This is a genomic window from Streptomyces sp. NPDC045021, from assembly GCF_056432645.1.
Genome location: NZ_JBWKIQ010000003.1, coordinates 589,582 through 603,735 on the forward strand (window position 1 = coordinate 589,582; position 14,154 = coordinate 603,735).

14 protein-coding genes are annotated in these 14,154 nt (G+C 70.1%); 5 read left to right on the forward strand and 9 right to left on the reverse strand.

Translation table 11 applies throughout. From position 1 onward, the window contains the following. Window positions 1-29 precede the first annotated feature (29 nt). From AC07DC_RS13905 to AC07DC_RS13925, 5 genes are all read right to left on the reverse strand, one after another. On the reverse strand, window positions 30-1,292 hold the full coding sequence (locus AC07DC_RS13905; protein WP_478914580.1) for a beta-ketoacyl-[acyl-carrier-protein] synthase family protein: 1,263 nt from the start codon (window positions 1,290-1,292) through the stop codon (window positions 30-32). Window positions 1,293-1,352: 60 nt separating this feature from the next. After that, window positions 1,353-1,601, reverse strand: a complete 249-nt coding sequence (locus tag AC07DC_RS13910) for an acyl carrier protein (RefSeq protein WP_138356760.1) — start codon at window positions 1,599-1,601, stop codon at window positions 1,353-1,355. Window positions 1,602-1,669: 68 nt separating this feature from the next. Further along, the gene (locus AC07DC_RS13915; protein WP_478914581.1) at window positions 1,670-2,677 is read right to left on the reverse strand and encodes a beta-ketoacyl-ACP synthase 3; all 1,008 of its coding nucleotides are present in this window, start codon (window positions 2,675-2,677) and stop codon (window positions 1,670-1,672) included. Then, complete coding sequence (locus AC07DC_RS13920; protein ID WP_478914582.1) at window positions 2,674-3,669, reverse strand: ACP S-malonyltransferase; 996 nt, start codon at window positions 3,667-3,669, stop codon at window positions 2,674-2,676. The genes AC07DC_RS13915 and AC07DC_RS13920 overlap by 4 nt, the downstream gene beginning before the upstream one ends. 89 nt (window positions 3,670-3,758) lie before the next feature. Then, window positions 3,759-4,973, reverse strand: a complete 1,215-nt coding sequence (locus tag AC07DC_RS13925) for a PucR family transcriptional regulator (RefSeq protein WP_478914645.1) — start codon at window positions 4,971-4,973, stop codon at window positions 3,759-3,761. Between the two features lie 53 nt (window positions 4,974-5,026). Here AC07DC_RS13925 and AC07DC_RS13930 point away from each other — a divergent pair, with 53 nt between their 5' ends. Next, a complete protein-coding gene (locus AC07DC_RS13930) occupies window positions 5,027-5,683 on the forward strand; it encodes a pirin family protein (protein ID WP_478914583.1) in 657 nt (218 codons plus the stop codon). Here AC07DC_RS13930 and AC07DC_RS13935 read toward each other — a convergent pair. Continuing rightward, window positions 5,680-6,495, reverse strand: coding sequence for a serine hydrolase domain-containing protein (locus tag AC07DC_RS13935; protein ID WP_478914584.1), 816 nt, complete (start codon window positions 6,493-6,495; stop codon window positions 5,680-5,682). The genes AC07DC_RS13930 and AC07DC_RS13935 overlap by 4 nt on opposite strands. Window positions 6,496-6,574: 79 nt before the next feature. Here AC07DC_RS13935 and AC07DC_RS13940 point away from each other — a divergent pair, with 79 nt between their 5' ends. Together AC07DC_RS13940 and AC07DC_RS13945 are read left to right on the forward strand one after the other, a co-directional pair. Beyond that, window positions 6,575-7,051, forward strand: coding sequence for a MerR family transcriptional regulator (locus tag AC07DC_RS13940; protein WP_478914585.1), 477 nt, complete (start codon window positions 6,575-6,577; stop codon window positions 7,049-7,051). Between the two features lie 5 nt (window positions 7,052-7,056). Then, window positions 7,057-8,085: an aldo/keto reductase gene (locus AC07DC_RS13945; protein ID WP_478914586.1), complete on the forward strand. Its 1,029-nt coding sequence runs from the start codon at window positions 7,057-7,059 to the stop codon at window positions 8,083-8,085. Here AC07DC_RS13945 and AC07DC_RS13950 read toward each other — a convergent pair. Together AC07DC_RS13950 and AC07DC_RS13955 are read right to left on the reverse strand one after the other, a co-directional pair. Then, window positions 8,063-8,797: a DUF4429 domain-containing protein gene (locus tag AC07DC_RS13950; RefSeq protein WP_478914587.1), complete on the reverse strand. Its 735-nt coding sequence runs from the start codon at window positions 8,795-8,797 to the stop codon at window positions 8,063-8,065. The two genes, AC07DC_RS13945 and AC07DC_RS13950, sit on opposite strands and share 23 nt — an antisense overlap. A gap of 112 nt (window positions 8,798-8,909) precedes the next feature. Next, window positions 8,910-10,115, reverse strand: a complete 1,206-nt coding sequence (locus AC07DC_RS13955; RefSeq protein WP_478914588.1) for an alpha/beta hydrolase — start codon at window positions 10,113-10,115, stop codon at window positions 8,910-8,912. Between the two features lie 295 nt (window positions 10,116-10,410). Here AC07DC_RS13955 and AC07DC_RS13960 point away from each other — a divergent pair, with 295 nt between their 5' ends. Together AC07DC_RS13960 and AC07DC_RS13965 are read left to right on the forward strand one after the other, a co-directional pair. Further along, entirely contained in the window at window positions 10,411-10,770 is a 360-nt protein-coding gene (locus AC07DC_RS13960; protein ID WP_478914589.1) for a peptidase inhibitor family I36 protein, read from the forward strand. Window positions 10,771-10,834: 64 nt separating this feature from the next. After that, window positions 10,835-11,092 carry a small hydrophobic protein gene (locus tag AC07DC_RS13965; RefSeq protein ID WP_478914590.1) on the forward strand — a complete coding sequence of 86 codons (258 nt, stop codon included), beginning with the start codon at window positions 10,835-10,837 and terminating at the stop codon, window positions 11,090-11,092. Between the two features lie 83 nt (window positions 11,093-11,175). On the opposite strand, the gene aceE is transcribed toward AC07DC_RS13965, so the two are convergent. Beyond that, complete coding sequence (gene aceE, locus AC07DC_RS13970) at window positions 11,176-13,908, reverse strand: pyruvate dehydrogenase (acetyl-transferring), homodimeric type (RefSeq protein WP_478914591.1); 2,733 nt, start codon at window positions 13,906-13,908, stop codon at window positions 11,176-11,178. Between the last annotated feature and the right edge of the window lie 246 nt (window positions 13,909-14,154).

Here is a 14,154-nt window from a genome sequence, read left to right on the forward strand (position 1 = left end):
GGGAACGGGCCGTTTCGGCGCTGTGGCCGTCAGACGGTACGGAACGCCAGTACGACGTTGTGTCCGCCGAAGCCGAACGAGTTGTTGAGAGCGATGATCGGGCCCTCCGGCAGCGGCTTCGCCTCGGTGGAGACCAGCTTCGCGTCGACCTCGTCGTCCAGGTCGGCGATGTTGATCGTCGGCGGGGCGAGGCGGTTGTGGAGCGCGAGCACGGTGGCGACGGACTCGATACCGCCCGCGCCGCCGAGCAGGTGCCCGGTCATCGACTTCGTGGCCGAGATCGAGATGTGCTCCAGCTCGTGGCCCAGCACCTTGGCGAGCGCCTTGACCTCGGCGACGTCACCCTGCGGGGTCGAGGTGGCATGCGCGTTCAGGTGCATGATCTCGGACGTGTTCAGGCCGGTGGAGGCGATCAGGTGCTCCAGCGCGGCGGAGATGCCGCGGCCGGTCGGCTCGGGCTGCGCGATGTGGTGGCTGTCCGCGGACAGGCCCTGGCCCAGCGCCTCGCAGTAGACCTTGGCGCCGCGCTGCGCGGCGTGCTCGGCCGACTCCAGGACGATGACGCCCGCGCCCTCACCGAGGACGAAGCCGTCGCGGCCCTTGTCGTACGGACGCGAAGCGCCGTGCGGGTCGTCGTTGTTCTTGGACATCGCCATCATGTTGGCGAAGGCGACGATCGGCAGCGGGTGGATGGCCGCCTCGGTGCCGCCCGCGACGACCACATCGGCGCGGCCGGTGCGGATCATCTCGATGGCATAGCCGACGGCCTCGGCGCCGGACGCGCACGCGCTCACCAACGAGTGGACGCCGGCCCGCGCGTTGACCTCCAGGCCGACGTTGGCGGACGGGCTGTTCGGCATGAGCATGGGAACGGTGTGCGGGGAGACCTTGCGGACGCCCTGCTCCTTGAGCACGTCGTACTGGCCCAGCAGCGTCGTGACGCCGCCGATGCCGGAGGCGACGACGGTACCGAGCCGGTCCGGGTCGATCGAGGAGTCCTCGCCGGCCTTGGCGGTGAAGCCGGCGTCGGCCCACGCCTCACGGGCCGCGATCAGCGCGAACTGCGCCGAGCGGTCCAGCTTGCGCAGCAGCGGGCGCGGCAGGATCTCCGACGGTTCGACGGCGATCTGACCGGCGATGCGGACGGGCAGCTCAGCGGCCCAGTCCTGCTCCAGGGCGCTGATACCGGAACGTCCGGAAACCAGGCCTTCCCAGGTCGACGCGCTGTCGCCACCCAGCGGTGTGGTTGCGCCGATACCGGTGACGACCACGGTGCGATTGGTCGAGTTCACAGGAATTGTCTCTCCACGTATAGAAGGGCGGGCGACAGACACGTCGTCCCAGGGGGTATGTCAGGCCTGGTTCTTGAGGATGTAGTCGACAGCGTCGCCGACGGTCTTCAGGTCCTTGACGGCGTCGTCCGGGATCTTGGTCTCGAAACGCTCTTCAGCGGCCACGACGACCTCGACCATGGACAGGGAGTCGACGTCCAGGTCGTCGGTGAAGGACTTCTCCGTCTGGACGTCCTCGACCGGGATGCCGGCGATCTCGTTGACGATCTCGGCGAGGCCTTCGAGGATCTCTGCCTGGGTGGCGGCCATTACGGCGCTCCTTATGTGTTGCGGGGGAGTGCGGCGTGCGGGACTGCGGCGCCGCGAAGGGGTTGTGACTAGGGGAGAGTAACCACAGTTGCGGCGTACACGAGACCCGCCCCGAAGCCGATGACCAGGGCGGTGTCACCGCTCTTGGCCTGTCCGGTGGCCAGCAGCCGTTCCATCGCCAGTGGAATGGAGGCCGACGAGGTGTTGCCGGTGGTCTCGATGTCGCGGGCGATCGCGACGTGTTCCGGCAACTTCAGTGCCTTGATCATCGAGTCGATGATCCGCATGTTCGCCTGGTGCGGGATGAAGGCGTCCAGTTGGTCAGCGGTGATCCCGGCGGCGTCCAGCGCCTGTTGGGCGACCTTGGCCATCTCGAAGACCGCCCAGCGGAAGACCGTCTGGCCCTCCTGGCGCAGCGCCGGGAACTTCTCCGGCTGGCCGCCGTCGCGGAAGACCTCCCACGAGTCGGTCTGGGAGATGACGTCGGACTTGTCGCCCTCCGAGCCCCAGATGGCGGGGCCGATGGCGGGCACGTCGGACGGGCCGACCACGACCGCGCCGGCGCCGTCGCCGAAGAGGAAGGCGGTGGCACGGTCGGTCAGATCGGTCAGGTCGCTCAGCCGCTCGACGCCGATGACCAGCACATGTCCGGCGCTGCCGTCGGTGATCATGCCCTTGGCGAGCGTCAGCCCGTAGGTGAAGCCGGCGCAGGCCGCGGAGATGTCGAACGCGGCGGCCCTGCCCGCGCCGAGCCGGAACGCGATCTCCGTCGCGATGGCCGGCGTCTGCTTGAAGTGCGAGACGGTCGAGACGATCACGGCGCCGATGTCCTCGGCGGACAGACCCGCGTCAGCGAGAGCCTTGCCCGAAGCCTCGATCGACATCTCGGCGACGGTCTCCGCGTCGTTCGCCCAGTGGCGCGTGGAGATACCGGAGCGGGAGCGGATCCACTCGTCGCTGGAGTCGATGGTCTCCAGGATCACCTCGTTGGGGACCACCCGGGTCGGACGGTAGCCGCCGACCCCGAGAATCCGCGCGTACGGGGCACCCTTGCTGGGCTGGATCTTCGCCGTCATGTCTGGGGTGACTCCTCTTCGGCCGCGGGATGGGTGAGCGGCAGGGACGCGCCGGTGGCATCCGGGTCGCCGTGCTCGGCGACGATCGCGCGGGCCGCGTCGATGTCGTCCGGGGTCTTCAGGGCGAGCGTTGTGACGCCCGGCAGCGCCCGCTTGGCCAGGCCGACCAGCGTGCCGGCCGGCGCCATCTCGATGATCGCGGTGACGCCGAGTTCCTTGAACGTCTCCATGCACAGGTCCCAGCGGACCGGGTTGGAGACCTGCTGGACCAGCCGCCGGACGATCTCGTCGCCGCTGCCGACGACCTGGCCGTCGGCGTTCGACACGTATCGGATACCCGGATCGTGCACGGTCACGCCGGGCACCAGGGACTGCAGCGTGGACACCGCGGGAGCCATGTGGAGGGTGTGGAACGCGCCGGCCACCTTCAGGGGGATGACGCGGGTCTTCTCCGGCTTGTCCTCGGAGAGCGCGGCGAGCTGCTCCGCCGTACCGGCGGCGACGATCTGCCCGCCGCCGTTGATGTTCGCCGGGGTCAGGCCGAGCTTCTCCAGGTGCGCGAGGACCGCTTCGGGGTCGCCGCCGAGCACCGCGGACATGCCGGTGCTGGTGACGTCCGCGGCCTTGGCCATGGCCAGTCCGCGCTGCCGTACGAGGGCCATCGCCGATTCGGCGGTGATCACACCGGCGCCGGCGGCGGCGGTGATCTCACCGACGCTGTGTCCGGCGACCGCGCCGACCGCGCGCCGGCCGTCGGCCGGGTGCGGGAACAGCGACAGGGCCGAGACCAGGCCGGCGGCCACCAGCAGCGGCTGGGCCACGGCGGTGTCGCGGATCTCGTCCGCGTCGGCCTTGGTGCCGTAGTGGACAAGGTCGAGCCCCGCTACCGCGGACCACCAGTTGAGGCGGTCTGCGACACCGGGGAGGTCGAGCCATGGAGTCAGGAAGCCGGGCGTCTGGGCACCCTGGCCGGGAGCGACGAGTACGAGCACGTACACACTCTCTCTCGCGGGCGGGTCTCACCGCCCGTGGGGACAGGGACGAAGAACTGCTGGACGATTTGTTGGTGTCCAACAAAAACTCAGGGTGATTGATCCGCGGCGGACAGTCGTCCCAGGATGAGGGCGATGCGCAGCGTGAACGCCGAACGCACGTCTGAGGGTGACCATCCGGTGACATCGGTCACACGTCGCAGCCGGTAGCGGACGGTGTTTGGGTGAACGAACAACATCCGTGCCGCCCCCTCGAGCGAGGACGCCTGCTCGAGGTAGACACTCAGCGTTTCGAGGAGCGCGGAGCCCGCTTCCTCCAACGGTCTGTAGATCTCCTCCACCAGCTGTTCGCGCGCGTACCGGTCGCCGGCCATCGCGCGCTCCGGTAGCAGGTCGTCCGAGACGACCGGCCGGGGCGCGTCCGGCCAGGCGGCGCACGCCTTGAGCCCGGCGGCGGCGGCCTGCGCCGAGCGGGTGGCGGACAGCAGGTCCCCGACGACCGGTCCGGCCACCACGGGGCCCGCGGCGAACGGGGCGATCAGCGCCTTCGCGACCTTGATCGGCTCACCCTCGCCGCCGGCGACCACGACCAGCCGCTCACCGAGCACTCCGGTCAGTACCTGCAGTTTCGCGTGCCGTGCGGCCCGCCGGATGGCCTCCACCGTCAGCTCGCTGTCGCCGTTCGGCGCGGTCCCCAGCACCACCACGATCTTGTCGGGCGAGCTCCAGCCCAGCGCCGCCGCCCGCGACAGCACCCCTTCGTCGGCCTCGCCCGACAGCACCGCGTTGACGACCAGCGACTCCAGGCGCGCGTCCCACGCGCCCCGGGCCTCCGCCGCTTGCGCGTACACCTGGGCGGTGGCGAACGCGATCTCCCGGGCGTAGACCAGCAGCGCCTCGCGCAGCACCGACTCGTCGCCGGGCGCCGCCACCTCGTCGATGGCCGCTTCCATCACCTCGATGGTGGTCCGCACCATCTCCACGGTCTGCCGCAGCGAGATCGCCCTGGTCAGCTCCCTGGGCGCGGTCCCGAACACATCCGTGCTGATCGCCTGCGGCGCCTCGGGGTGCCGGAACCACTCGGTGAAGGCCGCGATGCCGGCCTGCGCCACCAGCCCGATCCAGGACCGGTTCTCTGGCGGCATCGCCCGGTACCACGGCAGCTGCTCATCCATCCGGGCGATGGCGTTCGCCGCGAGCCGGCCGGACGACTTCTCCAGTCGTCGCAGCGTCGCGGCGTGCTCAGCGCGGACGGGCTTTTTCGGGGGCTGCGGGGTGTCGGGCACGGGACAAGACTGCCTTATCCCCGGGGGTGCGCGGCGCCGGGGGGCGCGGCGCGGCCCAGTACGGTGGCGGAATGATCGACGTTCGGCGCGGTGGACAGCGGTACGCCGGGGGTGATCCCGACGCGGGGATCGAGACCCTGCACGCGTTCTCCTTCGGTTCCCACTACGACCCCGACAACCTGCGGTTCGGGCCGCTGATGGCGTGCAACGAGGAGCGACTGGCGCCCGGCGCGGGCTTCACGGAGCACCCGCACGGGGGAGTCGAGATCGTGACGTGGGTGATCGAGGGCGAGCTGGGACACCGGGATTCCGCGGGTCACGAGAGCGTGGTGCGAGCCGGCGAGGCACAGCTGCTCAGCGCGGGCGACGGGATCCGGCACGTCGAACGCAACGCCGGCGAGAGCCCGCTGAGGTTCCTTCAGATGTGGCTCGAACCGGTGGCGTTCGACGGCAGGCCGCACTACACCGTCGAACGCGGCACGCGGTTCGTCCCCATCCGGCAGCCGTACGCGGCGCTGTCCGTCGGCCGCGGCCCGGGGGAACTGCCGGCCGCGCCCTTCGTGTACGTGCACGTGGTGCGCGGCAGCGTCCTGCTGGGCGACGAGACCCTCGAAGAGGGCGACGCGGCGCGCATCACCGACGAGGAGGGGCTGTGGGCGCGGGCGGCGGGCCCGGTGGAGTACCTCGTCTGGGAGATGCATCCGGTACCGCGCGACCCGGGGGACTAAGCCCGCAGCTCCGCGAGGACCGCGTCCGTCAGGGCCGGCCACAGCGGGACCGCCCATTCGCCGAAGGCGCGGTCGGTGAGGCAGACGCACGCCGCGCCCGCGTCCGGGTCGACCCACAGGAAGGTCCCGGTCTGGCCGAAGTGGCCGAACGTGCGGGGGCTGGAGGCGGAGCCGGTCCAGTGCGGGGTCTTGGAGTCCCGGATCTCGAAGCCGAGGCCCCAGTCGTTCGGGTTCTGGTGGCCGTAGCCGGGCAGCACGCCCTTGAGACCGGGGAAGACGACGGACGTGGCCTCGTCGAGGGTCGAGGGGTGCAGGATGCGCGGTGCCTGCAGTTCGGCGGCGAAGCGGACGAGGTCCTCGACGGTCGAGACGCCGTCGGCGGCGGCCGAGCCGGGCAGCGTGGTGGCGGTCATCCCCAGCGGCTCCAGGACCGCCTGTCGCAGGTATTCGGGGAACGGGATGCCGGTGGCCTTGGCGATGTGGTCGGCGAGCACCTCGAACCCGGCGTTGGAGTACAGCCGGCGGTCGCCGGGCGGCGCCATCACGCGGTGCTGGTCGAAGGCCAGCCCCGAGGTGTGGGAGAGCAGATGGCGCACCGTCGAGCCCTCGGGCCCGGCCGGGTCGTCGAGCTCGAAGACGCCCTCCTCGCAGGCGACCAGCGCCGCGTAGGCCGTCAGCGGCTTGGTGACGGAGGCGAGCCGGAACTGGTCGCCGACCGGGCCGTGGGAGCCGGCCACCGTGCCGTCCCGGCGGACGACGGCCGCGGCCGCCGTGGGGACGGGCCAGTTCTGGATCGCGCGCAAACTCTGCATGGGGGCGAGCGTAACGCGGCCGGAAAAGATCTCCTGAGGCGCTTGCTTCGAGTGCACTCCAAGTCCGTAGCGTAGGGGCATGACCGTAACGCAGGTGGCTGTGACGCAGGTGGCGAGGACAAGGGCCGGCCGGATCGCCAGTTGTGAGGACGAGGCCTCGATCCTGCGGCCGGACGGGCAGGACCAGTACACGATCAGCGAAGTGGTCACGGTGACCGGGCTGAGCGCGCACACCCTGCGCTGGTACGAGCGGATCGGACTGATGCCGCACGTCGACCGCTCCCACACCGGGCAGCGCCGCTACACCAACCGCGATCTGCACTGGCTGGCCTTCGTCGGCAAGCTGCGGCTGACCGGGATGCCGGTCGCGGACATGGTCAGGTACGCGGAAATGGTGCGCGAGGGCGAGCAGACGTTCGCCGCGCGGCAGGAGTTGCTCGTCGCGCATCGTGAGGATGTGCACCGGCGCATCGCCGAGCTGCAGGACACCCTCGCGGTACTGGACTACAAGATCGACATGTATGGGGGCGCCCAGCGCGCGCCGGAGAGGGTCTGACCCCGATGAGCGAGAACACGAGCACGGAAAAGATCGACACCGTACGGCTCGGCACGGACGGACCGCTGGTCGGCGTCCAGGGCCTGGGCTGCATGGGCATGAGCGAGTTCTACGGCGAGACCGACGTGGACGCCGCGCGGGCCACGCTGGAAGCGGCCCTGGAGGCGGGCGTCACGCTCTTCGACACCGCCGACGTCTACGGTTCGGGGGCGAACGAGGAGTTCATCGCCCCGTTCGTGAAGGCGCACCGGGACGAGATCACGCTGGCGACCAAGTTCGCCATCGAGCGCAGGGCGGACGACGCGAGGTTCCGCGGCGTCCGCAACGACCGGGCGTACATCCGGCAGGCCGTCGAGGCCAGCCTGCGCCGCCTGGGCACGGACGTCATCGACCTGTACTACATGCACCGCCGCGACCCGGCCGTCCCGTTCGCGGAGTCCGTCGGCGCGATGGCCGAGCTGGTGGCCGAGGGCAAGGTCAAGCACCTGGGCCTGTCGGAGGTGACGGGGGCGGAGCTGCGCGAGGCGCACGCGGTGCACCCGATCGCCGCGCTGCAGTCCGAGTGGTCGCTCTTCAGCCGTGATGTGGAACGCAGCGCGGTACCGGCCGCCGCCGAGCTGGGCGTGGCCTTCGTGCCGTACTCACCGCTCGGCCGGGGCTTCCTGACCGGTGCGTTCCTCGACGCCAAGACGGATCTGAGCGGCGGCGACTACCGGCAGGACCAGCCCCGGTTCACCGGCGAGAACGCCAAGCGGAACGCGGATCTGCTGGACCCGGTCCGCAAGGCCGCCAAGGCCCACGGATCGACGGTGGGGCAGATCGCGCTCGCCTGGGTGCAGCAGCGGGCGCAGGTGCACCAGCTGGCCGTGGTGCCGATCCCGGGCACCCGCAAGGTCAGCCGCGTGCTGGAGAACACCGGCGCGACCCGGATCACCCTCGATCAGATCGAGCTGGAGTGGCTGGAACCGATCGCCGAACACGTCGCGGGCGACCGCTACCCGGACATGAGCTCTACTTCCGCCGCGCGCGAGTAGCCGCCTGCACGGCGGCCAGCACGGAAGCGGCGAACGGCAGCGACTCATGGACCTGCCCGTAGCCGAGCCCGAAGACCACCGCCGCCGGGTTCTGGTCGGGGTCGCCGGGGCGTTCGTCGCCGTCGCTCGGCCGCAGCCGCAGATAGCCGTGCAGCAGCTCGGGGGAGCGCCAGTCGACGCCCGTCAGGTCGCCTACCGGGAAGTGCTGGTCGCCGGCCTTCCACTTGGCGGTGGAGGCGCCGGTCCAGAACCAGCGGAAGGACACCGTGCGGCCGTCGAAGGCGGCTCTGGCGTCGTACGCCTTGAACGACTGCGGCCCGGCGGGCGCGGCGACCAGGAAGCGGTCGGCCGGTTCGCCGGTGTCGTTGTCGGTGACCGCGACCCGTAGCTCGTCCGTGTAGTACTCGGCGAGGGTCTCGCGCTCTGCGGGCAGCACCAGCCGGTAGGGGTCCGCGGCGTCCTTCAGCTGCCCGCCCGCCGCTTCCATCAGCGGATCGGCGCCGGGCCGCGGCAGGGCGCGCAGCACGACCGTGCCGCGCTTGCCCGGCAGGAGCTCGACGCCGGTCAGCGCGGCGTACGGGATCCGGCGCTCGCCGAGCGTCTGCAGCAGCTTCGAACCGCGCACCCCCCGCTCGTACCGGATGACCACGGCATCCGTGTCGAACTCCCACACGGCATTGGATCCGGCCAAAACGTCACCCATACGGCTCATCGTAGGGCCGAATGCGGCATCAACCGCCGAACTGACCGCAAAAACGGTGGTGCGGTGGCTCCGGCCCGCCTCCTTCGCAGGTTCCGGGCCGGAACCACCGCACCGTTCAGGGCTAGTTCTGTCCGAGACCGGACGCGCAGTCGTCGCGGTTCGGCGCGCACTGCACGGCGCTGTACCGGCCGAGGGCGATGTCGGTGAAGTTCGCCAGACTCTCGGTGCCGGGTGCGAAGTAACCCGGGTGGCCCAGCGCGCCCTCGGTGCCCACCACGCGTGCCCCGAAGGACTGCGAGACCGGGTCTGCGCCGTGCCCGAGGCCCGCGATCTCCAGGTGCGGCACATCGCCGATCCAGTCGCTCGGATCGCGGGCGGCCCACACATTGGCGGAGGTGTGCAGCTGGTCGGCGCGGCTCACCCGCATCCCCGGGCTGCCGAAGACGGCGATGTCGGAGATCCTGTCCGCAGGCAGGTCGGGAGCGGCCACCCCGCACAGCACCGAACCGTACGAGTGACAGAACAGCGAGATGCGCGCGGTGGACGGCAACGCCTCGACCAGGGAGTTCAGCCGGACCGCACCGTTCTCCGCCAGCTCGCCCGTGGAGGCGTCAAGACCGACACCCGACGGCGTCGTGTAGTCCGCCCAGGCGATCACCGCGGTATGCGCCGACGGGTCCTGGGCGCGCTCGGCCGAGTACAGGGCGCGCGCCATGCCGACCGGGGCCGCGTACGCCTTGGCAGTGCGCTCGAAGGTGCTGATGTCGGTGTCCACACCCGGCACGACCAGCGCCACCCGATCGGCGGAACCGAGATCGCCGAAGACCTCGGCGGCCCGGCCGGCTCCGGTCGGGTCGAAGGCGAGGATCTGCCGTCCGTCGCTCAGCAGCGAGGCGTAGCGATGGGCGCGCTTGTCCGCGTCCTTGCGGCCGGCAGGTGTGAGCAGCGCACTGTGCGAGCGGGCGATCTCCGTGACGCGCGTCTGGGCGAGCGCCACCCGGTTGGCCAGATAGCGCACGCTCACCGGCGCGCCGTCCAGGTTGCCGACGACGAGCGGGTACTCGTTGGCGAGCTGCCGGGTCTGGCCGGCGGTCAGCGTCGCGAAGAAGTGCGCTATGGAGTCGGCACCGGCCGAGGCGCTGGGCAGCTTGTGCCCGGCCACCGAGCCGTGCAGCCACGACACCAGCGCCGCCGCCCGTGGATCCTCGGCGCCCTTGTGCGGCCGGATGGCGGTCCAGCCGGTGGTCGCGAGCATGACGAAGATGACGGCCAGGGCCAGCAGGGCCCGAAGGGACGTTGCATTGAAGCGCTCATCGAACGGGGTCACTCAGGATTGCCTCGCGAAATCGTCCCGGACGCGCACGCCGACCCGGTCCGTCGGCAGAGGGTGCGCGGGGGGTGTGGTGGCCCCTCGGAGGTTTGCGGTATCTCCGCCAGCGTAGAAGACGCACGGCCATGCCTGAGCCAAGGGTGACCCAAGTCACGTTTCGAAAGTGACAGTACGGGCTAAACGGATGAGCCGGGCGTTGCCGGTGGGGCGCGCCGGACGCAATCCCCCTATCAGGGGGAACGGGCTCGCCCGCTCTTGCGGGCGCCATGATCGCCGCACCAGCCTGAGCCGCATGAACACGATCCTCACCGCCGCCGCCCTGGCCGCCGCGCTGCTGCCCGTCACCGCCCTCACCCCCGCCTCCGCCGCGTCCTCCGGAGCCTGCGACCCGGGACAGCTGTGCCTGTGGGGCAAGGCCGGCTACAGCAGCGCCCGGCAGATCCACGAACTGGCCGACACCGGCATCGACAACTGCGTGGTGCTCCCGCCCGGCACCCCCGCCCGCTCCTTCGTCAACCGCATCGGCCGGCCGGTCACCACGTACCAGAGCGCGGAGTGCGCGACCGAGGCCGAGTTCGAGACCTATCCGACGGGCACCTGGGTGCCCGAATCCCGTTACACCGTGCGGGCGTTCAAGGTCTGGGAGAACTGACACCGCATGGGCGGCCGGGGCCGGGGAACGCGAAGGGCGAGCCCCGACACCCTACGGAGGCACGATGGCCGCCCGAACCCGCACCCGCACCCGTCTGCGTTCCCGCAACCGCACCGACACCGGGACGATCGCCGTCGTCGGCGCCGTCTGCGCCGTCGTCGGTTTTTTCGTCCTGGGGATCGTCCTCGGACCCCTCGCGATCATCTTCGGCTGGCTCGCCATGGGCCGCAGCTGGCGTGGCGCGAAGTCCATCCCCGGGGTCGTCGCCGTCGTCCTCGGCGCCTTCGACACCGTCGTCGCCCTTCTCTGGCTGGCCCAATAGACGAACGAACGCCGGGCCCGCACCACGGAAATTGGTGCGGGCCCGGCGTTCGATACGTGAGACGTACCGCCTCGGGGGCTGACTCAGGCGTCGCCGCCCGCGGCGCCGGGGTCGGCCGCCGCGACATCGAGCAGCTGGTAGCGGTCCACGGCCTGCTTCAGCGCCGAACGGTCGATCTTGCCGTCACGGGCGAGCTCGGTGAGCACCGCCAGGACGATCGACTGGGCGTCGATGTGGAAGAAGCGACGGGCCGCGCCACGGGTGTCGGCGAAACCGAAACCGTCGGCACCCAGCGACTGGTACGTGCCCGGAACCCAGCGCGAGATCTGGTCCGGAACCGCGCGCATCCAGTCCGAGACCGCCACGAACGGGCCCTGCGCACCGGCGAGCTTGCTCCGGATGTACGGGACGCGCTGCTCCTCCTCGGGGTGGAGCAGATTGTGCTCCTCCACCGCGATGGCGTCACGACGCAGCTCGTTCCACGAGGTGGCCGACCAGACGTCCGCCTTGACGCCCCAGTCCGCCGCGAGGATCCGCTGCGCCTCGACGGCCCACGGAACCGCCACACCGGACGCCAGGATCTGCGCCGGAACGGTGCCCTCGGTGCCCTGCGCGTACCGGTACAGACCCTTGAGGATGCCCTCGGCGTCCACATCGGCCGGCTCGGCCGGGTGCTGGATCGGCTCGTTGTAGACCGTCAGGTAGTAGAAGACGTCCTCGGCGTTCTCGCCGTACATCCTCTTCAGACCGTCCTGCACGATGTGCGCGATCTCGAAGCCGAACGCCGGGTCGTACGCGACGACGGCCGGGTTGGTCGAGGCGAGCAGCTGCGAGTGGCCGTCCGCGTGCTGCAGGCCTTCACCCGTAAGGGTGGTCCGGCCCGCGGTCGCGCCGAGCACGAAACCGCGCGCCAGCTGGTCCGCCATCTGCCAGAACTGGTCACCGGTGCGCTGGAACCCGAACATCGAGTAGAAGACGTAGACCGGGATCAGCGGCTCGCCGTGCGTGGCGTACGCGGAGCCCGCCGCGATCAGCGAGGCCGTACAGCCCGCCTCGGAGATGCCGTCGTGCAGCATCTGCCCGGTCGGCGACTCCTTGTACGCGAGGAGCAGGTCGCGGTCGACCGCCTCGTACTGCTGGCCCAGCGGGTTGTAGATCTTCGCCGACGGGAAGAACGCGTCCATACCGAAGGTGCGGTACTCGTCCGGGGCGATCAGCACGAAACGCTTGCCGATCTCCTTGTCCCGCATGAGCTCCTTGAGGATGCGGACGAACGCCATGGTGGTGGCGATCGACTGCTGCCCGGAGCCCTTCTTGGCCGGCGCGTACGCCTTCTCGTCCGGCAGCGGCAGCGGCTTCGCGCGCACCACACGGGTCGGCACATAGCCGCCGCACGCCTTGCGGTGGTCGTGCATGTACTGGATCTCTTCGGAGTCGCGACCCGGGTGGTAGTACGGCGGGTAGCCCTCGTCGAGCTGCTTGTCCGTGATCGGGATGTGCAGCCGGTCGCGGAAGCGCTTGAGGTCCTCGGTCGTGAGCTTCTTCATCTGGTGGGTCGCGTTGCGGCCCTCGAAGTTCGGCCCGAGCGTCCAGCCCTTGATGGTCTGGGCGAGGATCACCGTCGGCTGGCCCTTGTGGGCCTTGGCCGCCGCGTACGCCGCGTAGACCTTCTTGTGGTCGTGACCACCACGGCCGAGGTGCAGGATCTGCTCGTCGGTCATGCCCTCGACCATCTTGCGCAGCCGCTGGTCGTCACCGAAGAAGTGCTCACGGATGTAGCCGCCGGTCTCGGTGGCGTACGTCTGGAACTGTCCGTCCGGCGTGGTGTTCATCTTGTTGACCAGGATGCCGTCGCGGTCCTGGGCGAGCAGCGGGTCCCAGCTGCGGTCCCAGACCAGCTTGATGACGTTCCAGCCGGCGCCGCGGAACTGCGACTCCAGCTCCTGGATGATCTTGCCGTTGCCGCGCACCGGCCCGTCGAGGCGCTGCAGGTTGCAGTTGACGACGAAGGTCAGGTTGTCCAGGCCCTCACGGGCCGCGATCGACAGCTGGCCGAGCGACTCGGGCTCGTCCATCTCTCCGTCGCCCAGGTACGCCCATACGTGCGACTTGGAGGTGTCGGCGATGCCGCGCGCCTCCATGTAGCGGTTCATCCGCGCCTGGTAGATCGCGCCGAGCGGGCCGAGGCCCATCGAGACGGTCGGGAACTCCCAGAAGTCCGGCATGAGCCGCGGGTGCGGGTAGCTGGACAGGCCGTACGGAGCCTTCGACTTCTCCTGGCGGAACGCGTCGAGCTGCTGCTCGGAGAGCCGGTCCAGAAGGAAGGCGCGGGCGTAGATGCCCGGGGAGGCGTGCCCCTGGAAGAAGATCTGGTCGCCGCCGTCGCCCTCGTCCTTGCCCCGGAAGAAGTGGTTGAAGCCCACGTCGTAGAGGGAGGCGGAGGAGGCGAAGGTGGCGATGTGGCCGCCGACGCCGATACCCGGGCGCTGTGCGCGCGACACCATGACCGCCGCATTCCAGCGGGTCGCGTTCAGGATCTTCCGCTCGATCTCCTCGTTGCCGGGGAAGAACGGCTCGTCCTTGGTCGCGATGGTGTTGATGTAATCCGTGCTGCGCATTTCGGGCACCGCGACACGCTTCTCGCGGGCGCGCTCGATGAGGCGGAGCATGAGGTAGCGGGCACGCTCACGGCCGCGTTCGTCGATAGCCGCGTCGAGCGAGTCGAGCCATTCCGCCGTTTCCTCGGGATCAAAGTCCGGGACCTGGCTGGGAAGGCCGCCAATGATGATCGGGTTGCGATCGGATCCGGAAGCCACGCTGTTCCTTCGCTACTAGGTCTTGCTCTGCTGGGTCGCGCCGCCTCCATCGTGTACCGCGTCGCCAGAAACGTCATCTCTACTGAGCGGTAACTGCCACTCCGTGAGACGGAGAGGTGCGCAGCGAAGCAGGCCTTCAGGGGGCCAAATCGCAACTCTACGCCCACTCGGACGTACGACCGACCCCAGACTTCATTCGTGCACAACCCCGGCAAACCGGCGTGATCTGCGTCACGATTGGACGTG